This window comes from Litorisediminicola beolgyonensis (genome assembly GCF_042679605.1).
Taxonomy (GTDB): Bacteria; Pseudomonadota; Alphaproteobacteria; order Rhodobacterales; family Rhodobacteraceae; genus Litorisediminicola; species Litorisediminicola beolgyonensis.
On the sequence record NZ_JBHTMU010000001.1, the window covers coordinates 217,655 to 240,505 of the forward strand.

The following is a 22,851-nucleotide window of genomic DNA, read 5'->3' on the forward strand; positions in this document are numbered from 1 at the left end:
CCGGAAAGGGCGACATGAGCAGCCAGACCCGTATCGACGATCGTCTCCGCGAGACGATCATCGCCAAACCCGACATCGTGCTCGAGGATCTCGACCTGATGCGCGCCCTCGTCGCTGCGAACGAGCGCGCGATGGGATCGAATATCATCGACCTGCGCGGCATCGCCATGGAGCGGCTGGAAGCGCGGCTCGACCGGCTCGAAGAGACGCACCGCTCGGTGATCGCCGCCGCCTACGAGAACCTCGCGGGCACCAACCAGATCCATCGCGCCATCCTGCGGCTGCTCGACCCGGTCGATTTCGAGCCGTTCCTACACGACCTGGGCGGCGAGGTGGCCGAGATCCTGCGCGTGGACGCGATGCGGCTGGTGCTGGAAAGTGAAGAGGCCGAACCCGATGCCGCACTGGCGCGTCTGGGCGACGTCCTGACCGTGGCGGTGCCGGGCTTCGTCGCGCATTACGTCGATCACGGGCGCGGCGCGCCGTCGCGGGTGGTCACGCTGCGCCAGATCCAGTCGGGCGATCCGGAGCTCTACGGCGAAAAGGCCGAATGGATCCGCTCCGAGGCCTGCCTGCGGCTCGATTTCGGTCGGGGGCGCCTGCCGGGCCTCCTGGTGCTCGGCGCCGAGGACCCGCATCAGTTCACGCCGCAACATGGCACCGATCTCATGGGCTTTTTCGCCGGGGTGTTCGAGCGGTCGATGCGGCGCTGGCTGGCGTGAGCCTCGCGCTCTCTCCGCAGGCGCGCGACGCGCTGGAGACATGGCTCGACCAGTCCCGCGCGATCAAGGGCGCGGCGGAGAACACGCTGGCGGCCTATCGCGCCGATACCGTCGATTTCATCGCCTTCATGTCCCACCATCACGGCGGGACAGAAGGCCTTGGGCCGCTGTCGCGGCTGACGACCTCGGACATGCGCGCCTGGATGGCGCATCTGCGCGCGGGCGGAGCCAGTTCCCGGTCGGTGGCGCGGAAGCTCTCGGCGGTGAAGAGCTTCTATCGCTGGCTCGCCGAGCGGAACGGGTTCGAGCCGACGGCTGTCTTGTCGGCGCGCGCGCCGAAGTTCCAGAAGAAGCTGCCGCGCCCGCTCTCGGAGAACGCCGCGCGGGCGATGATCGATACGGTGGAGATGCAGTCGCTGAAGGGCTGGGCCGGGGCGCGGGACGCTGCCGTGGTGACGCTGCTCTATGGCTGCGGTTTGCGGATCTCCGAGGCACTGGGCCTCTGCGGACGCGATCTGCCGCTGGGCGAGAGTCTGCGGATTGTCGGCAAGGGCGGTAAGGAGCGGCTGGTGCCGGTCCTGCCGGTCGCGCGGCAGGCGGTGGCGCGATACCTGTCGCTCTGCCCGTTCGAGATGGCGCCCGATCTCGCGGTGTTCCGGGGCGCGCGCGGTGGGGCGCTCAGCCCGCGCCATGTGCAGAAGGCGACCGAGGCGGCGCGCCTGCAGCTCGGCCTGCCCGCGACGGCCACGCCGCATGCGATGCGCCACAGCTTCGCGACGCATCTTCTGAGCGCGGGCGGCGATCTGCGCGCGATCCAGGAGCTTCTGGGCCATGCCTCGCTGTCGACCACGCAGGCCTATACCTCGGTCGATACGGTGCACCTGATGAAGGTCTACGCCGCCGCCCATCCCAAGGCCGGGTGAACGCGCGGCGGGCTTTAAGAATTTTGCGACAAAATTCTTATCGCACGGCGACTTTCCTAAAAGCTGCGGATAAAAATCTTAGATAAGATTTTTATCCGGCGCAGAGGGGATGACGCGATGATGCAGCTCTTGATGGCGGGACCGTCGCCCTTCGTGCGCAAGGTGCGCGTGACGCTGGAGGAAACCGGCCAGACCGACGCGGTCGAGATCGTTAAGGTCACCGCCTCGCCGATGGAGCCCGACGCGGCGCTGACCGGCGTGAACCCCATCGGCAAGGTCCCGGCGCTGGTGCGGCCCGATGGCCCGACGCTCTATGACAGCCGGGTGATCTGCCGGTATCTCGACGCGCGCGCCGGAGGCGCTCTCTATCCCGAGAGCCGGATCTGGGAGGTGCTGACGCTCGAGGCGACCGGCGACGGTCTTCTCGAGGCGGCGCTTGCGATCGTCTACGAGCGGCGCTTCCGGCCCGAGGGCCTGGTCTGGGACGACTGGATCGAGGCGCAATGGGCCAAGGTCGCGCGCGGGCTCGACGCGCTCGAGGCGCGCTGGACCAGCCATCTGAAGGGGCGGATCGACGCCGGGCAAATCGCCGTCGGATGCGCGCTGGGCTATCTCGATTTCCGCCATGGCGACCGCGACTGGCGGCAGGGACGGGACGGATTGGCGGCCTGGTATGCCGATTTCTCGCAGCGCCCCTCGATGACGGCCACCGCGCCCGAGACGTGACGCCTCGCTTGCAAAGGTATCGGTAGCGCGGTAGCCGCGCTGCCCAGAGTGACGATCCGGAGACCAGACGCCATGCGCATGCGCGACACTTTCCTGAAGCCGATGCATCCCGAAGGGCGGCGCTTCGTGGCGGCCTTTGCCGTGGTGACCCTGATCCTCTTCCTGATCTGGGAGCCGCTCGGCTGGATCGGCGTCGGCCTCACCGTCTGGTGCTACTACTTCTTCCGCGATCCCGAGCGGGTCACGCCGCTCGGTGCGGGGCTGGTCATCTCGCCCGCCGACGGGATCGTCTCCTTGATCGAACGCGCCGCGCCGCCGCCCGAGCTTGGTCTCGGGGCGGACGAGCGGCTTCGGGTGTCTGTCTTCATGTCGGTCTTCAACTGCCATGTGAACCGCGCGCCGGTTCCGGGCGAGGTTGTCAAGGTCGCCTACAAGCCCGGCAAGTTCCTCAACGCCTCGCTCGACAAGGCCTCCGAGGACAACGAGCGCAATTCCATCGTGATCCGCATGCGCGACGGGCGCGACCTTCCGGTCACCCAGATCGCCGGTCTCGTGGCGCGGCGGATCCTCTGCTTCACCCGCGAGGGCGCGCATCTGTCGGCGGGCGACCGCTTCGGCCTGATCCGCTTCGGCTCGCGGCTCGATGTCTACCTGCCCGAGGGCGTGGAGCCCGAGGTGCGCGTCGGCCAGACCATGGTCGCGGGCGAGACGGTGCTCGCGCGGCTGGATGAGGTCGCGTCATGAGCGAGGAAGAGCGCAAGTCCGACAAGCTCACGCTGGTCCAGCTCATCCCCAACATGATGACGCTGACCGCGATCTGCGCGGGCCTGACGGCGATCCGCTTCGGCCTCGACATGCGCTACGAGCTTGCGGTGCAGATGATCCTGCTCGCGGCGATTCTCGACGGGCTCGACGGGCGCATCGCGCGGGCGCTCGGGTCGGACAGCAAGATGGGCGCCGAGCTCGACAGCCTCGCGGATTTCCTGAATTTCGGCGTCGCCCCGGCGCTGATCCTCTACACCTGGGCGCTTGAGGATACGCGCGGCATCGGCTGGCTGGCGGTGCTCGTCTACGCGGTCTGCTGCGTCAGCCGTCTGGCCCGGTTCAATGTCGAGCGGAAATCGGGCGAGGAGGGGAAGGGCGGCGAATCGGCCTATTTCACCGGCGTGCCGTCCCCGGCGGGCGCGCTTCTGGTCATGCTGCCGATGTATGCGAGCTTCGCCTTCGCCGACGCGCCGATCCTGCCCGACCTTGCGCTCTCGGCCTGGATGGCGGCGATCGGCTACCTGATGATCTCGAAGATCCCGACCTGGAGCTTCAAGACGCTCAAGGTCAGCCGCGGCGATGTGCGGCTGTTCTTCGTCGGCTTCGTGGTCGTCGGCGCGGCCCTTCTAAGCTTTGCCTGGACGAGCCTTGTCGGGCTCTGCATCGCCTATGTGGTGATCGTGGTCTGGAAGCTGGCGACCCGCGCGCGCATATGACGCGGGTCCCGGATCGTCAGAATTTCAGCGACAGGCCGATATTCACCGCATTGGTGATGATCGTGCTCTCGATCTTGCCGTCACCCTCGAGCTCGACCTCGTTGTCGGAGGCGGTGAACTGGTATTCGCCGAAGACGGCGAGGCGTTCGGTCAGATCGTAGCTCGCGCCCGCGGTCAGGCGCATCGCCGGGCCGCCGACCTGCAATTCGTAGGTGTCGAACCCGGTGGTGGTGTCCACGTCCACATGCGGCAGCGAGATGCCGAGACCGCCGCCGACATAGGGCGTGACCGATCCCCACTGGTCCGGCCAGCGATACATCGCGTTGGCGGTCAGGATGTTCAGACCGTCGGTGAACTCAAGATCCTCGAAGCCTGCGTCCTCTTTTTCGTCGTCGGGGGCGTAGACCTTGGTGTGGGTGAACTCGATCCCGAAGCCCAGGCGCTCGGAGCGCCACCACGTGCCGCGCACGCCGTAATAGGGCGGCGCGTCGGTCGAGCGGCCTTCCCAGCCGATCAGCGCGTCGATCTCGGCGCCGGTTCCGGGATAGTCCCCGGAGATGCGGCTGTGCGGCGACGTCTGCACGCCGGAATAGAGCGACAGCTCCATTTCCGCGGCGGCGGGCGTCGAGAGGGCGAGCAGCGGCGCGAGCGCGGTGGCTGTCGCGAAAAGACGATACATCTGGTGACCTGCGCTGGTAGACGTTGGTTTGCAGTTTAGATAGCGTCTCCTGAGGCTTCGCTCAACCGCGACAGAACCGCGCTATGGGTCGAAAGGGGCTCTTTGAGCGCTTTACGGCTCGGAGGCACGGCGATACATAGCCAATCGAGACGCATCCCGGGCATCGGCCCGGGGGCGCAATCGCCGTATCCGGCCTTGGGCCGGTCAGGAATGGAGAACACCTCGTGTCACATGCAGACGATCACGCGGGCACCCGGAGGGACTTCCTCTACTATGCCACCGCAGGCGCGGGCGCCGTCGCCACCGGTGCGGCGGTCTGGCCGCTCGTCAACCAGATGAACCCCTCGGCCGATGTCCGGGCGCTGTCGACCATCCGGGTCGACGTCTCCGGTGTCTCCGAAGGCAGCCAGATCACGGTTCAGTGGCTCGGCAAGCCGGTCTTCATCCGCCGCCGCACGGCCGAAGAGATCGAAGAGGGCCGCGCGGTGTCGCTGAACGACCTGATCGATCCGATCGCCCGCAACGCCAACATCCAGGGCGCCGCCGAGGCGACCGACGAGAACCGCACGCTCGACGAAGCGGGCGAGTGGCTCGTGATGATGGGCGTGTGCACCCATCTCGGCTGCGTCCCGCTCGGCGACGGCGCCGGCGATTTCGACGGCTGGTTCTGCCCGTGCCACGGCTCGCATTACGACACGGCCGGCCGCATCCGTCGCGGACCGGCCCCCGAAAACCTGCATGTGCCCGCGGCGGAATTCGTGGACGACACCACGATCCTTCTGGGCTGAGGAGACAGACATGGCTGGTATTCCCCACGACCATTACGAGCCGAAGACCGGCGGAGAAAAGTGGCTGCACTCGCGGCTGCCGATCGTCGGCGTGCTCTACGACACCCTGATGATTCCGACGCCTAAGAACCTCAACTGGATGTGGATCTGGGGCATCGTGCTGACCTTCACCCTGGCGCTGCAGATCGTCACCGGGATCACCCTGGTGATGCACTACACGCCCGACGCCAACCTGGCCTTCGCCTCGGTCGAGCACATCATGCGCGACGTGAACGGCGGCTGGGCCCTGCGCTACCTGCACGCCAACGGTGCGTCGCTGTTCTTCCTCGCGGTCTATCTGCACATCTTCCGGGCGCTCTACTACGGCTCGTACAAGGAACCGCGCGAGGTCACCTGGATCATCGGCATCCTGATCTACCTTCTGATGATGGGCACCGCGTTCATGGGCTACGTGCTTCCGTGGGGGCAGATGTCCTTCTGGGGCGCGACCGTGATCACCGGCCTCTTCGGGGCCATCCCGCTGATCGGCGAGCCGATCCAGACCTGGCTTCTGGGCGGACCGGCGGTGGGCAACTACACCCTCACGCGCTTCTTCTCGCTGCATTACCTGATGCCGTTCCTGATCGCGGGTCTCGTGATCGTGCACATCTGGGCCTTCCACTCGACCGGCAACAACAACCCCACCGGGGTCGAGGTGCGCCGCGGATCGAAGGCGGAAGCGCAGAAGGACACGGTTCCGTTCTGGCCCTACTACGTGATCAAGGACCTGTTTGCCCTGGCGCTCATCCTCGCGGTGTTCTTCGCGATCGTGGGCTTCATGCCGAACTACCTCGGCCACCCCGACAACTACATCGAGGCCAACCCGCTGGCGACGCCCGCGCATATCGTCCCCGAATGGTACTTCCTACCGTTCTACGCGATCCTGCGCGCCTTCACCGCCGACGTCTGGGCGGTGCAGTTCGCGAGCTTCATCACCGGCGGCATCATCGACGCGAAGTTCTTCGGCGTCCTGGCGATGTTCGGCGCGATCGCGGTCATGGCGCTGGCGCCCTGGCTCGATACCTCGAGCGTCCGCTCGGGCCGCTACCGTCCGATGTTCAAGGTGTGGTTCGCGATCCTGGTCATCGACTTCATCGTCCTGATGTGGGTCGGCGCCCAGAACCCGGTCTTCCCCTATGACTGGATCTCGCTGATCGCCTCGACCTACTGGTTCGCCTACTTCCTGGTCATCCTGCCGCTCCTCGGCGTGATCGAGAAGCCGCTGCCGCGTCCCGACACCATCGAGGCGGATTTCGACGAGCACTATGGCAAGACGGGCAACGCAAAAGCGTCTCCCACGCCGGCCGAGTAAGAAAGGATCGTTACTCAGATGATCAGAACAATCGCACTCACCGCCGGTCTCGCGCTTGCCTCCCTGGCTGGCGTGGCCCATGCCGCGGGCGGCGACGGCCATGTCGAGGACGTGGACTTCTCCTTCGAGGGTCCCTTCGGCACCTATGACCAGTCGCAGCTCCAGCGCGGTCTGCAGGTCTACACCGAGGTCTGCTCGGCCTGTCACGGTCTGCGCTACGTGCCGTTCCGCACGCTCGGCGCCGAGGACGGCCCCGGCCTCTCCGAGGCCGAGGTCCGCGCCTATGCCGCGCAGAACTTCTTCGTCTACGACGCCGAGCTCGATGAAGAGCGCGAAGCGCGTCCGACGGACAAGTTCCCGCCGAACAACGGTGTCGGCGCGCCGGACTTGTCGCTGATGGCCAAGGCCCGCGCGGGCTTCCACGGCCCCTACGGCACGGGCATCTCGCAGCTCATCAACGGCATGGGCGGCCCCGAGTACATCTACTCGCTGCTGACCGGCTATACCGGCGAGCAGAAAGAGCAGGCGGGCACGGTCCTCTACGAGAACCACGCCTTCCCGGGGGGCTGGATCTCGATGGCACCGCCGCTTTACGGCGAGGATGTCGAATATGCCGAAGGCCAGCCGTCGCCCTCGCTTGAGCAGGAGGCGATGGACGTCTCCGCGTTCCTGATGTGGACCGCCGAGCCCAAGATGATGGCCCGCAAGCAGACCGGGTTCACCGCCGTGGTGTTCCTGATCCTGCTGTCGGTGCTGCTATACCTGACCAACAAGGCGATCTGGAAGCCGATCAAGCATCGCGCCGACGCCTGATCGCGACACCACGCGACACGCATCACGAAGGGCCCCGCCGAAAAAGCGGGGCCTTTTCGCGTCGAACGGGGCTTGGCAAGGCGGCTGGCCGTGCCATTTTGGCGGCCATGACACAGGTCCCTCGTTCCGCATTGCTCCTCGGCCTCGCCGGGGTCCTTCCCTTCGCCTGGGGCGCGCTGACGCTCTTCTGGCCCGCGCTGGCCGAGTGGGGCGTGCGCGCGCTCGGGCCCCGTTTCGTCGGGCCCTATGTGCAGCTCTTCTACGGGTCGATCATCCTGTCTTTCATGTCCGGCGTGCTCTGGGGCTTCGTGGCGCGGGCCGAGCGCGGGGGCGCGATGGGCTACGTGCTGTCGGTGATCCCGGCGCTCTGGGCGTTCTTCATGACCGGAGGCGGGCCGGTCTCGGCCGCGATCAACCTGATGGCGGGATTCCTCGGCCTCCTGCTTCTGGATTTCGCCTTCTGGCGCTGGGGTCTCGCGCCGCGCTGGTGGATGCATCTGCGGGTTCTCCTGACCGCGCTGGTCGTCTTCTGCCTCGCCGTCACGGCGTTTCTCTGATCGGCGCTTGACGGCCTCGCGCGCTTGCGCGAGGTCAGGGCATGGCAGAGCTTTTCGCGTATACGGATGGGGCCTGTTCCGGCAATCCCGGGCCCGGTGGATGGGGTGTCTTGCTGCGCGCCGTCGATGGCGACGAAATCGTCAAGGAGCGCGAGCTCAAGGGCGGCGAGGCGGAAACCACGAACAACCGCATGGAGCTTCTGGCGGCGATCAACGCGCTCGAGAGCCTAAGCCGCGCGTCGCAGATCACCGTCGTCACCGACTCGGCCTATGTGAAGAACGGCGTGACCTCGTGGATCCACGGCTGGAAGCGCAATGGCTGGAAGACCGCCTCGAAGAAACCTGTGAAGAACGACGAGTTGTGGAAGCGGCTCGACGAGGCGCAGGCGCGGCATCGCGTGACCTGGGAATGGGTCAAGGGACATGACGGCCATCCCGAGAACGAGCGCGCCGACGAACTGGCGCGTGCGGGCATGGCGCCGTTCAAGTCCAAGGCGGGATGAGCGCCGTGCGCACTCCGCGGTCGTCGCTCAGCGCGCAACGCATTGCCCGGTCCGGGGCGTGAGCCGATGCTGTTCCAGGTTCTCGATTATCTCTCCGTTCTGGTCTTCGCGCTGACCGGGGCGCTGGTCGCCAGCCGGGCGCAGCTCGACGTGGTGGGCTTCGCCTTTTTCGCGGCGCTGACCGGGGTCGGGGGCGGAACGCTCAGGGACGTGCTTCTGGATCGCAACCCGGTCTTCTGGATCGCCGATCCCTGGTATCTCGCGGTCGCGGCGGGGGCCGCCGTCGCGGTCTTCTTCTTCGCGCACCGTTTGGAAAGCCGCTACGACGCCCTGCAATGGCTCGACGCCGCCGCGCTGGCGGTTGCCGTCAGCGCCGGGTCCGGCATCGCGGCGAGCCTCGGAGAGCCGTGGCCGATCGTGGTCGTCATGGGCATGGTCACCGGTTGCATGGGCGGGCTCACGCGCGATGTCGTGGCCAACGAGGTGCCGATGGTCCTGCGGCAGGGCGAGCTTTACGTGACCTGCGCCTTCGCGGGCTCCTGCGTCACCGCGGCGCTCGACGTCTTCCCTGCGGCCCTGGCCGCGTTGGCTTGCGCCGCCACGGTCTTCGGTCTGCGCGCAGGCTCGCTGGCCCTCGGCTGGCGGCTTCCGGTGTACAAGGCGCAGCCGAAGCGGCGGGAGTGATCCCCGCCGCCTGCCAGCGTCACTGAAGGTCCGAAAAGGCCTCTCGCAGCCGCCGTCCGGCCTCTTCGACGCGGGCGCGGGTGGTGGCCAGGTTGAAGCGCAGGAAGCCTTCTCCGCCCCGACCGAAGCCCGGGCCCGGGGTCGGCGCGATGCGGGCGCTCTTGCGCACCCTCTCGGAAATCTCGCTGTCGCTCATCCCGGTGCCGGAGAAGTCGACCCAGGCGAGGTAAGTAGCCTCGAGCGGCAGCGCGCGGACGCCGGGGATGGCGTTCACCGCGGTCTCGAACGCGGCGCAGTTTCCGACCAAGTGCTGCATCTGCGCATCGACCCATTCCGCGCCCTCGGGCGAGTAGGCGGCGGTGACCATCGCGACGCCCAGCGTGCCCGGCTGATAATCCGTCGCGGCGAGGCGGGATTTCATCTCGGAGCGGAGCCTGGCACCGGGGATAATCACGTTGCCGGTCCGCTGCCCGGCGATGTTGAAGGTCTTCGACGCCGCGGTCAGCACCACGAGCCTGTCGCTCGCCTCGGGCGCGGCCACATGGGCCGGGACGAAGCGGTGGCCGGGATAGATCAGGTCGTGGTGGATCTCGTCGGAGATCAGGATCAGGTCATGGGCCTCCGCGAAGGCAGCGACGGCGCGCAGCTCCTCGGCGGTCCAGATGCGCCCCGAGGGGTTCTGCGGAGAGCACCAGAGCATGACCTTCTCGCGCCCGGTCAGCGCGGCCTCGGCGGCGTCGAAGTCGATCTCGTAGCGGTCGCCGTCGCGGCGGAGCGGGATCTCCAGGGGCGTCCGGCCCACCTTGCGGATCTTGGCGGCGAACTCGTGATAGACCGGCGAGAAGATCACGACCGGCGCATCGGCGGGCGACCAGAGGTCGATCGCGGTGGCCAGCGCATGCCCGAGACCTTGCGTGGTCAGGATCCAGTCGGGCTCGATCTCCCAGCCGTGACGCTCGGCCATCCACCAGGTGATCGCCTGCTTGTAGGCGGCATCGTCATAGCCGTACCCGAAGACGCCGAACTCGGCGGCGCGGCACAGGGCGTCGATGACGCAGGGCGCGGTGGCGTAGTCGCTGTCCGCCGTCCACATCGCCAGACCGCCCTCGGCAGGGGAGACGCCGAAGAGCTGCTCCATCTTGTCCCACTTGCTGCTGCCGGTGCCGGTGCGGTCGATGTCCTGATTGAAACGGGGGTCGAGTGTCATGGGGGCGAAAGTCCTGCATCAGTGATGCGGCGGACGCTAGCGTGACTGTCTGCGGCTGCAAGGGCTGCATGTTGCGAAGGCGGGGTGCATCGCTTACATCGCGCTCATGAAACGCCCGATCCTGATCCACCCCGACCCGCGGCTTAAGACCGTCTGCGATCCTGTCGAGGACCTCTCCGACAGCCTGCGGACGCTGGCCGACGACATGCTCGAGACCATGTATGACGCGCCCGGGATCGGGCTCGCGGCGCCGCAGGTGGGCGTGATGACGCGGCTGATCGTGCTCGATTGCGTCAAGGACGAAGCCGCGCCGCCGCGACCTTTGGTGATGTTCAACCCCGAGGTTCTCGCGGTGTCGGACGCGCGCAATGTCTACGAGGAAGGCTGCCTGTCGATCCCCGACCAATATGCCGAGGTCGATCGGCCGGCGGCGGTGAAGGTCGGCTGGATCGACACGATGGGAGAGCCGCGCGAGGAAGAGTTCGACGGTCTCTGGGCGACCTGCGTGCAGCACGAGATCGACCACCTGAACGGCAAGCTCTTCATCGACTACCTGAAGCCGCTGAAGCGCCAGCTCATCACCCGCAAGATGCAGAAGCTGAAGAAAGAGCGGGCCCGCGCGTGAGCGTCCGGCCCGTCCTGCGCTGGCCCGAGCCGCGGCTCTCGACGCGTTGCGAGCCGGTGGGCAATTGGGATGTGGCCGCGCTGGTCGCCGATCTTTTCGAGACGATGTATGCCGCGCCCGGCCGCGGGCTGGCCGCGCCGCAGGTGGGCGTCCTTCGCCGGGTGTTCGTCATGGATGCGGGATGGAAGACCGGGGAGAAGACGCCGCTGGCGGTGATCGACCCCGAGATCCTCTGGCTCTCGCCCGAGACATGCCTCAGTGCGGAGGGCTGCCTGTCGATCTCCGGGATCACCGCAGAGGTCACGCGGCATTGCGAGCTGCGGCTGGCCTTTCGCGATGAGACGGGGGGGCGGCAGGAGCGGCATCTGACCGGCGCCGAGGCGCTGATCGCGCAGCATGAATACGACCATCTCGACGGGCTTGTGACCCTCGACCGGCTGGCGCCGCAAGAGCGCGCTGCCTTGGAAGCGGAGTATGCGGCATGAGCGTGCGGACGATCCTGCGCTGGCCGGATGCGCGGCTGCGGAGCAAGGCCGAACCGGTCGGAGAGATCACCGACGATACCCGTGCGATCTGGCAGGACATGATCGACACGATGGAGGCGATGCCCGGCGTGGGTCTAGCCGCGCCGCAGATCGGAATCGGCTTGCGGCTCGCCGTGGTCGACGCCTCGGAAGAGCGCGGGCAGGCGGTGCGGATGGCCAATCCCGAGGTGCTGCATGCGAGCGTGAAACTGCGCAGCCATGACGAGGCGAGCCCGTGCCTGCCCGGAGTGTCGGCGACGATCGAGCGGCCGCGCGCGGTGACGCTGCGGTTCCTGAACGCGGATGGCGAGACCGACGAGCGCGATTTCGTCGGGCTCTGGGCTACGAGCGTCCAGCACCAGATCGACCATCTGAACGGGCGGCTCTACATCGCGCATCTGTCGAAGCTGAAGCGTGACATGCTGGTGCGGAAGTCGCAGAAACTTGCCTGAGTGAAAACGCCTGGGGAGGGCCTGAGCCCTCCCCGACGGTCCCGCAAAAAGCCGGTCTGATCACATGTGGATCGGGCCGTCTCCGCAGGCGAGCGCGGCTTCGCGCACGGCCTCGGAATAGGTCGGATGGGCGTGGCAGGTCAGCGCCAGATCCTCGGCCGCCGCGCCGAACTCCATCGCCACGCAGATCTCGTGGATCAGGTCGCCCGCCATCGGACCGATGATATGCGCGCCGAGGATGCGGTCGGTGTCCTTGTCGGCGAGGATCTTCACGAAGCCGTCGGCGGCGAAATTGGCCTTGGCGCGGCCATTGCCCATGAACGAGAACTTGCCCGCCTTGAACGAGCGGCCGTCCTTCTTGAGCTCTTCCTCGGTCTTGCCGACCGAGGCGACCTCGGGATGGGTGTAGATCACGCTCGGGATGACGCCGTAATTCACATGGCCATGCTTGCTCGCGATGACCTCGGCGGCGGCCATGCCTTCGTCCTCGGCCTTGTGGGCGAGCATCGGCCCCTCGGTCGCGTCGCCGATGGCGTAGATGCCGTCGACGCTGGTCTTCCAATGGTCGTCGGTCTTGATGAAGCCGCGCTCGGTGGTCTGGACGCCCAGATCCTTGAGGCCGAGGCCGTCGGTATAGGGAACACGACCGGTGGCCACGAGCACGCAATCGGCGTCGAGCGTGTGCTCGCTGTCGTCCTTGCGCAGCTTGTAGGCGACGCGCGCCTTGCCGTTCTTGATCTCGGTCGATTGCACGGCGGCGCCCAGCACGAACTCGAGCCCCTGCTTCTTCAGGAGTTTCTGGAACGCCTTCTGCACCTCGCCGTCCATGGTCGGCGTGATCGTGTCGAGGAACTCGACCACGGTCACCTCGGCGCCGAGACGGGCATAGACCGATCCCATCTCGAGGCCGATCACGCCCGCGCCGATCACCACCATCTTCTTCGGCGGCTTCTTCAGCGACAGCGCGCCGGTGGAGGAGACGACCACCTCTTCGTCGATCTCGACGCCCTTGAGCTTCGCCACGTCCGAGCCGGTCGCGATGATGATGTTCTTGGCCTCGTGGGTCTCGTCGCCGACCTTGACCTTGCCGGCCTCGGGGATCGTGCCCCAGCCCTTCAGCCAGTCGATCTTGTTCTTCTTGAAGAGAAACTCGATGCCCTTGGTGTTCTGGCCGATGACGTCATCCTTGTAGGCCTGCATCTGCTCCCAGTCGACCGAGGGGGCTTTGCCCTTGAGGCCCATCTTGGCGAAGTTGTGCTCGGCCTCGTGCAGCTGGTGGGTGGCGTGCAGGAGGGCCTTCGAGGGGATGCAGCCGACATTCAGGCAGGTGCCGCCGAGCGTCTCGCGTCCCTCGACGCAGGCGGTCTTGAGGCCGAGCTGCGCGGCGCGGATGGCGGCGACATAGCCGCCGGGGCCGGAGCCGATCACGATCACATCATAGGAAGCCATGGGAGGGGTCCTTTCCGTTTGGCCGGGAAGGGGCGCTGCCCCTCTGGGCCTTCGGCCCATTCACCCCGGCGGTATTTGAAAAAAGAAGAAGCATCAGAAGAGGGCTGCGATCAGCATCAGAACGGTTGCGCCGAACCCTACCATCCAGATGAGCGAGCGCCACGGGCGCCAGCCGAAGAAATAGGCGGGGACGTAGAGGATGCGGGCCAGGAGATAGGCGGCGGCGCAACCCGCGGTGAAGGCGTTGCCCTGGTCGGAGAAGGTGATCACGAAGACCGCGATGGAGAAGAGGATCAGCCCTTCGAAATGGTTGTTCATCGCGCGGAAGAGCCGGGCGGTCCCGCGCGAGGCCAGATCCTCGAGACTGCCGCCGAGGCGGTCGCGGTCGCGCGGGCTGGTGGTCTTGGCCGGTCCGAGCTCGAGATTGGCGCGGACGGAGACGAGCGCGAATTGCAGGACCTGCAGGAGCGCCGCGAGGGTGAGGATGGTCAGTTCCGGGGTCATGCGGCGGCTCGTGTCGGATGGGGCAGGGCGCCGGCGATCGCGCGCGCCTTGGTGTCCGCGGTGAGACCGCGGGCCGAGGGGTGCGGCACCTCGCCATGGGCGATCCCGAAGCGGCGGCAGCAGGCGGCGGCGGCGCGGCCGAGCGCGATCACCGGGCGGTCGCCTATTTCATGCCGGGTGATCGCGTCGAAGCTGTCTTCGACGAGGCGTTGCGGCACCGCGTGCGAGCGGGTCGGCGGCAGCGCGTGGAAGGCGTGGGTGAGATAGAGATCGGCGCGGGTTAGCCCGGCCTCGGCCAGCGCGGTGTCGAAAACGCGGTTGAAGAGCATCTCGGGCAAGTAGCCGTCCTGAGCGAGCCGCGCGCGATGAGCGCGCGCGGTGGGGGCGTCGAGGAAATTGTAGGAGATCAGCACCGGGCCCCGGGGATTGCCGCAGCTGCGCTGGTAGGGCGAGACGAGCGGCAGATCGAGGCCGATATCGGCCAGGGTGGCGTAGCCTTCGGGCGCGAAGGCGCGGCGGGCGGCAAGGGGATCGGTCATGACGGGCGTCTCCTCGGGGGGAACGCGGAAGGGGAGAGGCGGGCGCGCCGGAGGGAGGCGGCGCGCCCGGGCCGGATCAGAGATCCATCAGGAGGCGGCGCGGATCCTCGAGTGCTTCCTTGACGCGCACGAGGAAGGTCACCGCGCCCTTGCCGTCGACGATGCGGTGATCGTAGCTCAGCGCCAGGTACATCATCGGGCGGGCGACGATCTGGCCGTCGACGACCATCGGACGCTCCTGGATCTTGTGCATGCCGAGGATGCCCGATTGCGGCGGGTTCAGGATCGGCGAGGACATCAGCGAGCCGTAGACGCCACCGTTCGAGATGGTGAAGGTGCCGCCCTGCATCTCGGCCATCGAGAGCTTGCCGTCGCGGGCGCGCTTGCCCTTCTCGGCGATGGCCTTCTCGATCTCGGCAAAGCTCATCGCGTCGGCGTCGCGGATCACCGGCACCACGAGACCCGTGGGCGTGCCGGTGGCGATGCCCATATGCACGAAGTTCTTGTAGACGATCTCGGTGCCGTCGATCTCGGCGTTGACCTCGGGCACTTCCTTGAGCGCGTGGCAGCAGGCCTTGGTGAAGAAGGACATGAAGCCCAGGCGCACGCCGTGCTTCTTCTCGAAGAGGTCCTTGTACTCGTTGCGGAGCGCCATGACCTCGGTCATGTCGACCTCGTTATAGGTCGTCAGCATCGCCGCGGTGTTCTGCGCGTCCTTGAGACGGCGGGCGATGGTCTGGCGCAGGCGCGTCATCTTCACGCGCTCTTCGCGGTCGGCATCCTCGGGCGCGGAGGGGGCGCGGGACGGGGCCTTGGACTCCGAGGCCTGCGGCTGCGACTTGGTTGCGGCGATGGCGGCATCGACATCGGATTTCATCGCGCGGCCGTCGCGGCCGGTGCCGGTGACCTGGTCGCGGGAGACGCCCTTTTCGGCCATCGCCTTCTTGGCCGAGGGCGCGTCCTCGACATCCGAGCGGCCCTTGCCGGCCTCGGGCGTGGAATATTGCGTGTCGCCCTTGGGGGCGGCGGGCTCATCACCGCCGTCACGGGTTCCGGCTTCGGGCGCCGACGCGCCGGACTGGCCGGCCGCGCCCTTGGCGATGACGGCGAGCTTGCCATTGGCTTCGACCGTCGCGCCTTCTTCGGCGATGATCTCGGCCAGCGTGCCGGCCTGCGGCGCGGGAACCTCGACCGAGACCTTGTCGGTCTCGAGCTCGCAGAGGGTCTCGTCGGCCTCGACGCTGTCGCCGACCTTCTTGAACCAGGTCGCGACCGTGGCCTCGGACACGCTTTCGCCCAGCGTCGGGACCATCACGTCGACCTTGTCGCCCTGGATGTCGCCCTGATCGCCGCCATCGTCGGACGCGGCTTCGGGAGCGGGCTTGGCGGTCTCGCCCTCGTCCGATTTCGGCGCGGTGTCGGAGCCGCTGTCGCCTTCGGTGATATTGGCGAGAAGCGCGTCGACGCCGACGGTCTCGCCTTCCTCGGCGACGATCTCGGAGAGCGTCCCGGCGGCGGGCGAGGGCACCTCGACGGTGACCTTGTCGGTTTCCAGCTCGCAGAGCATCTCGTCCGCCGCGACGCTGTCGCCGGGCTTCTTGAACCATGTCGCCACGGTCGCCTCGGTCACGGATTCGCCCAAGGTGGGCACGCGCACTTCGGTCATGTCACTCACTTCCCTTCGATCGTCAGCGCTTCGTCGACGAGCGCTTGCTGTTGGGCCTTATGGGCCGATGCCAGGCCGGTTGCAGGCGACGCCGAGGTCGCCCGGCCGACATAGCGCGGCCGCGGGTGGTCGGCGCCGATCCGGCCGAGCACCCATTCGATATTCGGTTCGATGAAGCTCCAGGCGCCCTGGTTCTTGGGCTCCTCCTGGCACCAGATCACCTCGGCCTGCTTGAAGCGGTCAAGTTCCTTCACGAGGCTCATGGCCGGGAAGGGATAGAACTGCTCGACCCGCATCAGGTAGACATCGTCGATGCCGCGGGCGTCGCGTTCCTCGAGCAGGTCGTAATAGACCTTGCCCGAGCAGAGCACGACGCGGCGCACCTTGTCGTCGGCGACGAGCTGGGTGTCGGAGTGACCCTTCTCGGCGTCGTCCCAGAGCACGCGGTGGAAGCTCGACCCGGTGGTGAAGGCCTCGGCATCCGAAACGCAGAGCTTGTGGCGCAGAAGCGATTTCGGCGTCATCAGGATCAGCGGCTTGCGGTAGGAGCGGTGAAGCTGTCGGCGCAGGATGTGGAAGTAGTTCGCGGGCGTCGAGCAGTTGGCCACGATCCAGTTGTCTTGGCCGCAGAGCTGCAGGAAGCGTTCGAGACGCGCCGAGCTGTGCTCGGGTCCCTGGCCCTCGAAGCCGTGGGGCAGGAGGCAGACGAGGCCCGACATCCGGAGCCACTTGCTTTCGCCCGACGAGACGAACTGGTCGAACATGATCTGCGCGCCGTTGGCGAAATCGCCGAACTGCGCTTCCCAGAGGGTCAGGGCGTTCGGTTCGGCCAGCGAGTAGCCGTATTCGAAGCCCAGGACCGCGTATTCGGAGAGCGCGCTGTCGATCACCTCGTAGCGGGCCTGACCGTCGCGGATGTGGTTGAGCGGGTAGTAGCGCTCTTCCGTTTCCTGATCGACGAGCGCCGAGTGGCGCTGCGAGAAGGTGCCGCGGGTCGAGTCCTGGCCCGAGAGCCGCACCGGGTAGCCTTCGAGCAGAAGCGAGCCGAAGGCCGTCGCCTCGGCGGTCGCCCAGTCGAACCCGGCGCCGTTCTCGAACATCTCGCGGCGGTTCTCGAGAAGACGGCCGACCGTCTTGTGCAGCGGGAAGCCGTCCGGCGCGGAGGTGATCGCCTTGCCGATCGCGTCGAGCGTCTCGGGTTTGATCGAGGTGCGGCCGCGCTGGTATTTGCCCTCTTTCTGCTTGTCGAGATGTGACCAGCGGCCATCGAGCCAGTCGGCCTTGTTGGGCTTGTAGTTCTTCCCGGCCTCGAACTCTTCGTTCAGCTGGCTCTGGAAAGCGGCCTTCATGTCCTCGATCTCGCCCTCGGGGATCAGGCCGTCCTTGACGAGCCGCTCGGTATAAAGCGTCAGCGTGGTCTTCTGCTGCTTGATCTTCTTGTACATCACCGGGTTGGTGAACATCGGCTCGTCGCCTTCGTTGTGACCGAAGCGACGGTAGCAGAACATGTCGATCACCACGTCCTTGCCGAATTTCTGGCGGAACTCTGTGGCGACCTTGGCGGCGTGGACGACCGCCTCGGGGTCGTCGCCGTTGACGTGGAAGATCGGCGCCTCGACCACCAGCGCGTTGTCGGTGGGGTAGGGCGAGGAGCGCGAGAAATGCGGCGCGGTCGTGAAGCCGATCTGGTTGTTCACGACGATATGGATGGTGCCGCCGGTGCGGTGTCCACGCAGACCCGAGAGCGCGAAACATTCCGCCACGACGCCCTGGCCCGCGAAGGCCGCGTCACCGTGGAGAAGGATGGGCAGCACCTTGGTGCGGTTGGTGTCGTTGCGCTGGTCCTGCTTGGCGCGGACCTTGCCGAGGACGACCGGGTTCACCGCTTCGAGATGCGAGGGGTTCGCGGTTAGCGACAGGTGCACGCTGTTGCCGTCGAACTCGCGATCCGAGGAGGCGCCGAGGTGGTATTTCACGTCACCGGAGCCGTCGACATCCTCGGGCTTGAAGCTGCCGCCCTGGAACTCGTTGAAGATCGCACGGTAAGGCTTGCCCATCACGTTGGCCAAAACCGACAGGCGGCCGCGATGCGGCATGCCGATGATGATCTCCTTGAGACCGAGCGCGCCGCCGCGCTTGATCACCTGCTCCATCGCCGGGATGAGGCTCTCGCCGCCGTCGAGACCGAAGCGCTTGGTGCCCATGTACTTGACGTGGAGGAATTTCTCGAAGCCCTCGGCCTCGACCATCTTGTTCAGGATCGCCTTCCGGCCTTCCCGGGTGAACTTCACCTCCTTGCCGTAGCCCTCGATCCGCTCTTTCAGCCAGGCGGATTGCTCGGGGTCGGAGATGTGCATGTACTGGAGCGCGAAGGTGCCGCAATAGGTGCGCTTCAACACGCTCAGGATCTCGCGCAGCGACGCGATCTCGAGGCCCAGCACGTTGTCGATGAAGATCGGGCGATCCATGTCCTGCGCGGTGAAGCCGTAGGATTTCGGGTCGAGCTCGGGATGCTCGGAATTGTCGCGCATGCCCAGGGGATCGAGATCGGCGGCGAGATGGCCGCGGATCCGGTAGGCGCGGATGATCATCAGCGCCCGGATCGAGTCGAGCACCGCGCGCTTGATCTGGTCGTCGGTGAGCGACACGCCCTTGGCATCGGCCTTGGCGGCGATCTTCTGGGCCGCGCCCTTGGCCTCGCCCGCGGGCGTGGGCATCGGCCATTCGCCGGTGATCGCGAGGGTCAGGTCGTCGACGGGCTGCGGCGGCCAGTCGGGCCGCGCCCAGGACGGCCCCTTGGCCTCTTTCTTCACGTCGAGCTCTTCGTCGTCGAGGCTCTTGAAGAAGGCCTGCCAGGCCTCGTCGACCGCCGACGGATCCTCGGCATAGCGCGCGTACATCTGTTCGAGATACGCCGCGTTGTGCCCCTGCATGAAGGACGAGGCGTGGAAAAGATCGTTGGGGCTTTGATCCGTCATTGCGCTTCCTTTCTGACCGGCTCGGAGCGTCGGGAGAGAGACCCGGAGAGGCGGGCCACCGTCGCGAAGCTCTGACATGTAGGGCCGGAGCACGCGCGGACCGCGCACCCCGGCAGTGGTTCAGCCCGCCTTGATCGCTTCCAGCACGGCTTCGCCCAGCGTGGCAGGGCTGTCCGCGACGACGATCCCGGCGGATTTCATCGCTTCGATCTTGTCCTCGGCGCCGCCCTTGCCACCGGCGACGATGGCGCCCGCGTGGCCCATGCGACGGCCCGGAGGGGCGGTGCGGCCCGCGATGAACCCGGCCGTGGGCTTCCAGCGGCCCTTCTTCTTTTCGGAGGCGAGGAACGCCGCGGCGTCCTCTTCGGCGGAGCCGCCGATCTCGCCGATCATGATGATCGCCTCGGTCTCGTCATCGGCCAGGAACCACTCCAGCACGTCGATATGCTCGGTGCCCTTGATCGGGTCGCCGCCGATGCCGACGCAGGTCGACTGGCCGAGACCCACATCGGTGGTCTGCTTCACGGCCTCGTAGGTCAGCGTGCCCGAGCGGGACACGACGCCGACCTTGCCGCGCTTGTGGATGTGGCCGGGCATGATGCCGATCTTGCATGCATCGGGCGTGATGACGCCCGGGCAGTTCGGGCCGATCAGCGTGGATTTCGACCCTTCAAGCGCGCGCTTCACGGTCATCATGTCGAGCACCGGGATGCCCTCGGTGATGCAGACGATCAGCTCCATCTCGGCGTCGATGGCCTCGAGGATCGAGTCGGCGGCGAAGGGCGGGGGAACGTAGATGACGCTGGCATTGGCCTCGGTCTTGGCCTTGGCCTCGTGCACCGAGTTGAAGACCGGCAGGTCGAGATGGGTGCTGCCGCCTTTGCCGGGGGTCACGCCGCCGACCATCTTGGTGCCGTAGGCGATGGCCTGCTCGGTGTGAAAGGTCCCCTGGCTGCCGGTAAGGCCTTGGCAGATCACCTTGGTGTTTTCGTCGACGAGAACGGCCATGTCTGTTCCTTTGTCCCTTGTCTTGCAGGCGGGCCTGATCGGCCCTGCCCGGATTTCAATCGTCTAGTAGAGGGCTGAATCGTCGTCCACGAACGCATCCAGAAGACGCACCGCGATCGTGGCGGTGCCCATCAGGACAAGCGTGCGGCCGAGAGAGCCGGTGAGGTTGTTCGGAATGAGGCGGGCGATGCCGTCGCGGGCGACATGCGCCGCGTCGCGGCCCGAGCGGACATCGCGGATCTTGCGGTAGGTGCCGGGCTCGGGCAGGCGCAGCGCGCCCGGGGCGGTGCGGCGCAAGAGAAGGCCCGCGCCGACCATCAGGAGCCCGGCGAGCACCGGGGTGTAGTCAGCTTCGCGGCTTGCGGAGATGCCGTCGATGGCGGGCAGCTTGGGGAAATGGAGATCGGAGAGAAACGACATCGGCTCAGGTCCTTCTGTCTCGGGCCACCCGGACGATCCGGGTGCCTCGATCCTCAACCCCGGAGGCGCCGATCTGGTTCACATCCATCTGCATCTCGCCGTCCCTCACTTCCACGACAACGCGATGAAGACGGTGTCGGCGGTGCCCGCGCCGATGCCCAGACGCGTGTCGCGCCCGTTGCCCTCGACCTGCCAGAGCCCGGCATAGTTCCGCGGCCGGGCCTCGATCGGCGTCAGGCGCAGGCCGGAGGGGCCGTCGAAGGCGATCGCATCGTACCAGATCTGCGCCGCGCGCCCCATGTTGACGCCCTGCGCGATAACCCGGCAGTGGTTACGATCGCCACGGCTTCCCGCAGCCGATTGCCAGACCACGTTGGCCAAGGGCCCCATGGTCCGGATCTCGATCCCAGGCCGAAGGGTGCCCTTCCGCGCGAACTCGGTCTTGAAGGCCTGCGTCACCCGCGCCTCCGCGTCCCGCATCGTCGGCATCGCCGCGAGGCAGGTGCGCGAGAAGAGCTGCTGTCCATGCAGGATCTTCTCGGCGCCGCCATCGCCCTCGGCCGGAACCGAGGTTCCGGTCAGGGCGATGAGGAGGGCGAGTGCGGCAGCGCGCATCGGGCGGTGTGAGGACTGATCGAGCGAACCGAGGGGTGGCGAAGACGATTCGGTTCCGTGACGAAGGCGGTTCCTCGGCGCGACGATACGGGAGCCTCCCGCGCGGGTTGGACCGGTCACGGCGATCGCCGTGAACCAAGATGTCCCGGCGCCGATCATGCCGACCCCGCCAGGGATTGATTGCGGGAGAAGTTCCGGGTCATCCAGTCGACGCACATGTCGTAAAACGCGAAGTCCTGTGAATACCACCGCCGCAGATTCTGTTCCGCGCGCGGACTGAGCGCCGGGATGGAACTGTAATCGTTCTGGTGTCGATGCGAGGGATCATCGGAGACCTGAATATCGACGTCGGCTCCAAGTCGATCCAGAAGATTGCCAAGGTCGTCCTCAAAGCCTTCCGTTCGTATGATCCAGACGGGAGGGCGTATGCTCAGCGCAAATCCGAGAGGTTTGAGCCAGTCGATCTGGTACCTAGCATTGTGATGTATGGACAGAATCGCCGCCGTGGCTCGGTGCCCCATGTCTCCGTCGGAGAACAGCGCTTCGGCCAGGTCGTTGGCGTGCTCGTATGTCTCGAATGCCTTCGCTTCGTGGTCGGACCATTCCGAGTAGATGCGCGGCTGGCCCTTGCGTTTGCGGCTGTAGAAGCCGGACTTGAACCGGTCAATCGGGTTGCGGATCGAAAAGAAATACCGAGCGTCCGGCGGCAGATCGGAGAGGGATACCCCATGCTTGCGTTTCCGGATCTCGAACGGCGCGCCGCTCGCGTTAATCTGCGAAGCAACATGCGTGATCTGTGTTCCGGCGGCCTTGCCGATGTGCAGAAAGTGGACGGTCTCTTTTTCCGATCCGCCAGTCTGGCCGAGCGCCACTTTTCGCAGGAGGCTGGTGAGTTTCGTCATGGCCGCCCCTTTATCCGCCCGACGCCGGCACCTGAATGCCGTGGGTCGCATCCCCCGGTTGGGCGGTCGGTAGACACGGTCAGGAGGCCGTCCGCCGAACGCGCCAGGCCCGTCGCTAGGCGCCGAATGCTCATCCGGGTGGTTTCGTCTCTCAGGACAGCCATCTGTGGCGCTCTCCTCGCTCGGTCGTCCACTATTCGGCGGTCTCTTCACCGAAGGTTGTCAACGTAATCCCGCCGGCCATGTCGTGTTGAACGTGCAGTCTTGCGCCCCGTTCGCTCCAAGAGTTGATCGCAACCAAAATGTTATGGCTTGGGTGGGATGCGAAGCCTCCGCCCTGAGGCAGTATCAAAGGGAACTTTCCGCCGACGACTTCGGTGTCTGGTAATGCGCGGAAGAAATTATCGACATCTTCCACGGTGATTGGACCGGCGCGTACTGAAGCGGAGCACGTCGACCCGATCATGCCGTCAATGCTACCAAACGCAATCCATGTGGCATACTCTGGCGTCCCAAGCGTCAGCCCGACCATTTTCCCGTCATCAACCGAAAAATATTGATCCGGATCGTATTGCGACAGATCCAACTCGTTCATCGCCTTCGCCGGTTGCAACGAAATCGGCTCGCATGTCTCAACGTATTTGGCCCAGATTTCCTCCATGCTCTGCCCATGCGCCGTTGCGCCGAACGCGCAGGCTGCAGCAAGCACCGGTATCGCAAGAGAATGGCGCATCA

26 protein-coding genes are annotated in these 22,851 nt (G+C 66.4%); 14 read left to right on the forward strand and 12 right to left on the reverse strand.

Going from position 1 to position 22,851, the window contains the following annotated elements; genetic code table 11:
- The first annotated feature begins 14 nt into the window (after positions 1-14).
- From ACFQ4E_RS01030 to pssA, 5 genes are all read left to right on the forward strand, one after another.
- Positions 15-722, forward strand: a complete 708-nt coding sequence (locus tag ACFQ4E_RS01030) for a DUF484 family protein (RefSeq protein ID WP_386801056.1) — start codon at positions 15-17, stop codon at positions 720-722.
- On the forward strand, positions 719-1,645 hold the full coding sequence (locus ACFQ4E_RS01035) for a tyrosine recombinase XerC (protein WP_386801057.1): 927 nt from the start codon (positions 719-721) through the stop codon (positions 1,643-1,645). Before ACFQ4E_RS01030 ends, ACFQ4E_RS01035 begins: the two co-directional genes overlap by 4 nt.
- 120 nt (positions 1,646-1,765) lie before the next feature.
- The gene (locus ACFQ4E_RS01040; RefSeq protein ID WP_386801160.1) at positions 1,766-2,371 is read left to right on the forward strand and encodes a glutathione S-transferase; all 606 of its coding nucleotides are present in this window, start codon (positions 1,766-1,768) and stop codon (positions 2,369-2,371) included.
- Between the two features lie 72 nt (positions 2,372-2,443).
- A complete protein-coding gene (locus ACFQ4E_RS01045; protein WP_386801058.1) occupies positions 2,444-3,115 on the forward strand; it encodes a phosphatidylserine decarboxylase in 672 nt (223 codons plus the stop codon).
- Positions 3,112-3,852, forward strand: a complete 741-nt coding sequence (gene pssA / locus ACFQ4E_RS01050) for a CDP-diacylglycerol--serine O-phosphatidyltransferase (protein ID WP_386801059.1) — start codon at positions 3,112-3,114, stop codon at positions 3,850-3,852. The genes ACFQ4E_RS01045 and pssA overlap by 4 nt, the downstream gene beginning before the upstream one ends.
- A 16-nt stretch (positions 3,853-3,868) precedes the next feature.
- Here pssA and ACFQ4E_RS01055 read toward each other — a convergent pair whose 3' ends face one another.
- Positions 3,869-4,531, reverse strand: coding sequence for an outer membrane protein (locus ACFQ4E_RS01055; RefSeq protein WP_386801060.1), 663 nt, complete (start codon positions 4,529-4,531; stop codon positions 3,869-3,871).
- Between the two features lie 224 nt (positions 4,532-4,755).
- Between ACFQ4E_RS01055 and petA the strand changes: the two genes are divergently transcribed.
- The 6 genes from petA (at position 4,756) to ACFQ4E_RS01085 (ending at position 9,227) form a co-directional block, all read left to right on the forward strand.
- Entirely contained in the window at positions 4,756-5,319 is a 564-nt protein-coding gene (gene petA, locus ACFQ4E_RS01060; protein WP_386801061.1) for a ubiquinol-cytochrome c reductase iron-sulfur subunit, read from the forward strand.
- 10 nt (positions 5,320-5,329) lie between these two features.
- Positions 5,330-6,670, forward strand: coding sequence for a cytochrome b (gene petB / locus ACFQ4E_RS01065; protein ID WP_386801062.1), 1,341 nt, complete (start codon positions 5,330-5,332; stop codon positions 6,668-6,670).
- An 18-nt stretch (positions 6,671-6,688) separates the two neighbouring features.
- Entirely contained in the window at positions 6,689-7,483 is a 795-nt protein-coding gene (locus tag ACFQ4E_RS01070) for a cytochrome c1 (RefSeq protein ID WP_386801063.1), read from the forward strand.
- Positions 7,484-7,590: 107 nt separating this feature from the next.
- Positions 7,591-8,040 carry a DUF3429 domain-containing protein gene (locus tag ACFQ4E_RS01075; RefSeq protein WP_386801064.1) on the forward strand — a complete coding sequence of 150 codons (450 nt, stop codon included), beginning with the start codon at positions 7,591-7,593 and terminating at the stop codon, positions 8,038-8,040.
- A 41-nt stretch (positions 8,041-8,081) separates the two neighbouring features.
- Positions 8,082-8,543, forward strand: coding sequence for a ribonuclease HI (gene rnhA, locus ACFQ4E_RS01080; protein ID WP_386801065.1), 462 nt, complete (start codon positions 8,082-8,084; stop codon positions 8,541-8,543).
- A 66-nt stretch (positions 8,544-8,609) separates the two neighbouring features.
- Positions 8,610-9,227 carry a trimeric intracellular cation channel family protein gene (locus tag ACFQ4E_RS01085; protein WP_386801066.1) on the forward strand — a complete coding sequence of 206 codons (618 nt, stop codon included), beginning with the start codon at positions 8,610-8,612 and terminating at the stop codon, positions 9,225-9,227.
- 19 nt (positions 9,228-9,246) lie between these two features.
- Here ACFQ4E_RS01085 and ACFQ4E_RS01090 read toward each other — a convergent pair whose 3' ends face one another.
- Positions 9,247-10,434 (reverse strand): MalY/PatB family protein, encoded by a 1,188-nt coding sequence (locus tag ACFQ4E_RS01090; RefSeq protein WP_386801067.1) that lies wholly within the window; start codon positions 10,432-10,434, stop codon positions 9,247-9,249.
- Between the two features lie 106 nt (positions 10,435-10,540).
- Here ACFQ4E_RS01090 and def (ACFQ4E_RS01095) point away from each other — a divergent pair, with 106 nt between their 5' ends.
- The 3 genes from def (ACFQ4E_RS01095) to def (ACFQ4E_RS01105) are packed head-to-tail and all read left to right on the forward strand — an operon-like array spanning position 10,541 to position 12,035.
- Positions 10,541-11,059: a peptide deformylase gene (gene def / locus ACFQ4E_RS01095; protein ID WP_386801068.1), complete on the forward strand. Its 519-nt coding sequence runs from the start codon at positions 10,541-10,543 to the stop codon at positions 11,057-11,059.
- Positions 11,056-11,544 carry a peptide deformylase gene (gene def / locus ACFQ4E_RS01100; RefSeq protein WP_386801069.1) on the forward strand — a complete coding sequence of 163 codons (489 nt, stop codon included), beginning with the start codon at positions 11,056-11,058 and terminating at the stop codon, positions 11,542-11,544. The genes def (ACFQ4E_RS01095) and def (ACFQ4E_RS01100) overlap by 4 nt, the downstream gene beginning before the upstream one ends.
- Positions 11,541-12,035 carry a peptide deformylase gene (gene def, locus ACFQ4E_RS01105; protein ID WP_386801070.1) on the forward strand — a complete coding sequence of 165 codons (495 nt, stop codon included), beginning with the start codon at positions 11,541-11,543 and terminating at the stop codon, positions 12,033-12,035. Before def (ACFQ4E_RS01100) ends, def (ACFQ4E_RS01105) begins: the two co-directional genes overlap by 4 nt.
- Before the next feature lie 60 nt (positions 12,036-12,095).
- On the opposite strand, the gene lpdA is transcribed toward def (ACFQ4E_RS01105), so the two are convergent.
- The 10 genes from lpdA to ACFQ4E_RS01155 all read right to left on the reverse strand — a co-directional run bounded on the left by lpdA (position 12,096) and on the right by ACFQ4E_RS01155 (position 22,849).
- Positions 12,096-13,484 (reverse strand): dihydrolipoyl dehydrogenase, encoded by a 1,389-nt coding sequence (gene lpdA / locus ACFQ4E_RS01110; protein WP_386801071.1) that lies wholly within the window; start codon positions 13,482-13,484, stop codon positions 12,096-12,098.
- A 93-nt stretch (positions 13,485-13,577) separates the two neighbouring features.
- Positions 13,578-13,988, reverse strand: coding sequence for an MAPEG family protein (locus ACFQ4E_RS01115; protein WP_386801072.1), 411 nt, complete (start codon positions 13,986-13,988; stop codon positions 13,578-13,580).
- A complete protein-coding gene (locus ACFQ4E_RS01120; RefSeq protein WP_386801073.1) occupies positions 13,985-14,527 on the reverse strand; it encodes a hypothetical protein in 543 nt (180 codons plus the stop codon). Before ACFQ4E_RS01120 ends, ACFQ4E_RS01115 begins: the two co-directional genes overlap by 4 nt.
- 76 nt (positions 14,528-14,603) lie before the next feature.
- On the reverse strand, positions 14,604-16,193 hold the full coding sequence (gene odhB / locus ACFQ4E_RS01125; RefSeq protein ID WP_386801074.1) for a 2-oxoglutarate dehydrogenase complex dihydrolipoyllysine-residue succinyltransferase: 1,590 nt from the start codon (positions 16,191-16,193) through the stop codon (positions 14,604-14,606).
- 5 nt (positions 16,194-16,198) lie between these two features.
- Entirely contained in the window at positions 16,199-19,171 is a 2,973-nt protein-coding gene (locus ACFQ4E_RS01130; RefSeq protein ID WP_386801075.1) for a 2-oxoglutarate dehydrogenase E1 component, read from the reverse strand.
- A 120-nt stretch (positions 19,172-19,291) separates the two neighbouring features.
- The gene (gene sucD, locus ACFQ4E_RS01135) at positions 19,292-20,179 is read right to left on the reverse strand and encodes a succinate--CoA ligase subunit alpha (RefSeq protein WP_386801076.1); all 888 of its coding nucleotides are present in this window, start codon (positions 20,177-20,179) and stop codon (positions 19,292-19,294) included.
- A 63-nt stretch (positions 20,180-20,242) separates the two neighbouring features.
- On the reverse strand, positions 20,243-20,599 hold the full coding sequence (locus ACFQ4E_RS01140) for a hypothetical protein (protein ID WP_386801077.1): 357 nt from the start codon (positions 20,597-20,599) through the stop codon (positions 20,243-20,245).
- Positions 20,600-20,704: 105 nt separating this feature from the next.
- On the reverse strand, positions 20,705-21,214 hold the full coding sequence (locus tag ACFQ4E_RS01145) for a hypothetical protein (protein WP_386801078.1): 510 nt from the start codon (positions 21,212-21,214) through the stop codon (positions 20,705-20,707).
- A gap of 155 nt (positions 21,215-21,369) precedes the next feature.
- The gene (locus ACFQ4E_RS01150; protein WP_386801079.1) at positions 21,370-22,116 is read right to left on the reverse strand and encodes a hypothetical protein; all 747 of its coding nucleotides are present in this window, start codon (positions 22,114-22,116) and stop codon (positions 21,370-21,372) included.
- 193 nt (positions 22,117-22,309) lie between these two features.
- Positions 22,310-22,849, reverse strand: coding sequence for a hypothetical protein (locus ACFQ4E_RS01155; RefSeq protein WP_386801080.1), 540 nt, complete (start codon positions 22,847-22,849; stop codon positions 22,310-22,312).
- Between the last annotated feature and the right edge of the window lie 2 nt (positions 22,850-22,851).

Coding starts and splice junctions, on each gene's coding strand:
- ACFQ4E_RS01140 (WP_386801077.1), bottom strand. CDS start 20,599: ATGTCGTTTCTCTCCGATCTCCATTTCCCCAAGCTGCCCGCCATCGAC.
- def (WP_386801068.1), top strand. CDS start 10,541: ATGAAACGCCCGATCCTGATCCACCCCGACCCGCGGCTTAAGACCGTC.
- ACFQ4E_RS01040 (WP_386801160.1), top strand. CDS start 1,766: ATGCAGCTCTTGATGGCGGGACCGTCGCCCTTCGTGCGCAAGGTGCGC.
- ACFQ4E_RS01145 (WP_386801078.1), bottom strand. CDS start 21,214: ATGCGCGCTGCCGCACTCGCCCTCCTCATCGCCCTGACCGGAACCTCG.
- ACFQ4E_RS01075 (WP_386801064.1), top strand. CDS start 7,591: ATGACACAGGTCCCTCGTTCCGCATTGCTCCTCGGCCTCGCCGGGGTC.
- ACFQ4E_RS01085 (WP_386801066.1), top strand. CDS start 8,610: ATGCTGTTCCAGGTTCTCGATTATCTCTCCGTTCTGGTCTTCGCGCTG.
- pssA (WP_386801059.1), top strand. CDS start 3,112: ATGAGCGAGGAAGAGCGCAAGTCCGACAAGCTCACGCTGGTCCAGCTC.
- ACFQ4E_RS01130 (WP_386801075.1), bottom strand. CDS start 19,171: ATGACGGATCAAAGCCCCAACGATCTTTTCCACGCCTCGTCCTTCATG.
- ACFQ4E_RS01155 (WP_386801080.1), bottom strand. CDS start 22,849: ATGCGCCATTCTCTTGCGATACCGGTGCTTGCTGCAGCCTGCGCGTTC.
- odhB (WP_386801074.1), bottom strand. CDS start 16,193: ATGACCGAAGTGCGCGTGCCCACCTTGGGCGAATCCGTGACCGAGGCG.
- rnhA (WP_386801065.1), top strand. CDS start 8,082: ATGGCAGAGCTTTTCGCGTATACGGATGGGGCCTGTTCCGGCAATCCC.
- ACFQ4E_RS01115 (WP_386801072.1), bottom strand. CDS start 13,988: ATGACCCCGGAACTGACCATCCTCACCCTCGCGGCGCTCCTGCAGGTC.
- ACFQ4E_RS01120 (WP_386801073.1), bottom strand. CDS start 14,527: ATGACCGATCCCCTTGCCGCCCGCCGCGCCTTCGCGCCCGAAGGCTAC.
- def (WP_386801070.1), top strand. CDS start 11,541: ATGAGCGTGCGGACGATCCTGCGCTGGCCGGATGCGCGGCTGCGGAGC.
- ACFQ4E_RS01030 (WP_386801056.1), top strand. CDS start 15: ATGAGCAGCCAGACCCGTATCGACGATCGTCTCCGCGAGACGATCATC.
- ACFQ4E_RS01055 (WP_386801060.1), bottom strand. CDS start 4,531: ATGTATCGTCTTTTCGCGACAGCCACCGCGCTCGCGCCGCTGCTCGCC.
- petB (WP_386801062.1), top strand. CDS start 5,330: ATGGCTGGTATTCCCCACGACCATTACGAGCCGAAGACCGGCGGAGAA.
- sucD (WP_386801076.1), bottom strand. CDS start 20,179: ATGGCCGTTCTCGTCGACGAAAACACCAAGGTGATCTGCCAAGGCCTT.
- ACFQ4E_RS01150 (WP_386801079.1), bottom strand. CDS start 22,116: ATGACGAAACTCACCAGCCTCCTGCGAAAAGTGGCGCTCGGCCAGACT.
- ACFQ4E_RS01070 (WP_386801063.1), top strand. CDS start 6,689: ATGATCAGAACAATCGCACTCACCGCCGGTCTCGCGCTTGCCTCCCTG.
- lpdA (WP_386801071.1), bottom strand. CDS start 13,484: ATGGCTTCCTATGATGTGATCGTGATCGGCTCCGGCCCCGGCGGCTAT.
- ACFQ4E_RS01090 (WP_386801067.1), bottom strand. CDS start 10,434: ATGACACTCGACCCCCGTTTCAATCAGGACATCGACCGCACCGGCACC.
- ACFQ4E_RS01045 (WP_386801058.1), top strand. CDS start 2,444: ATGCGCATGCGCGACACTTTCCTGAAGCCGATGCATCCCGAAGGGCGG.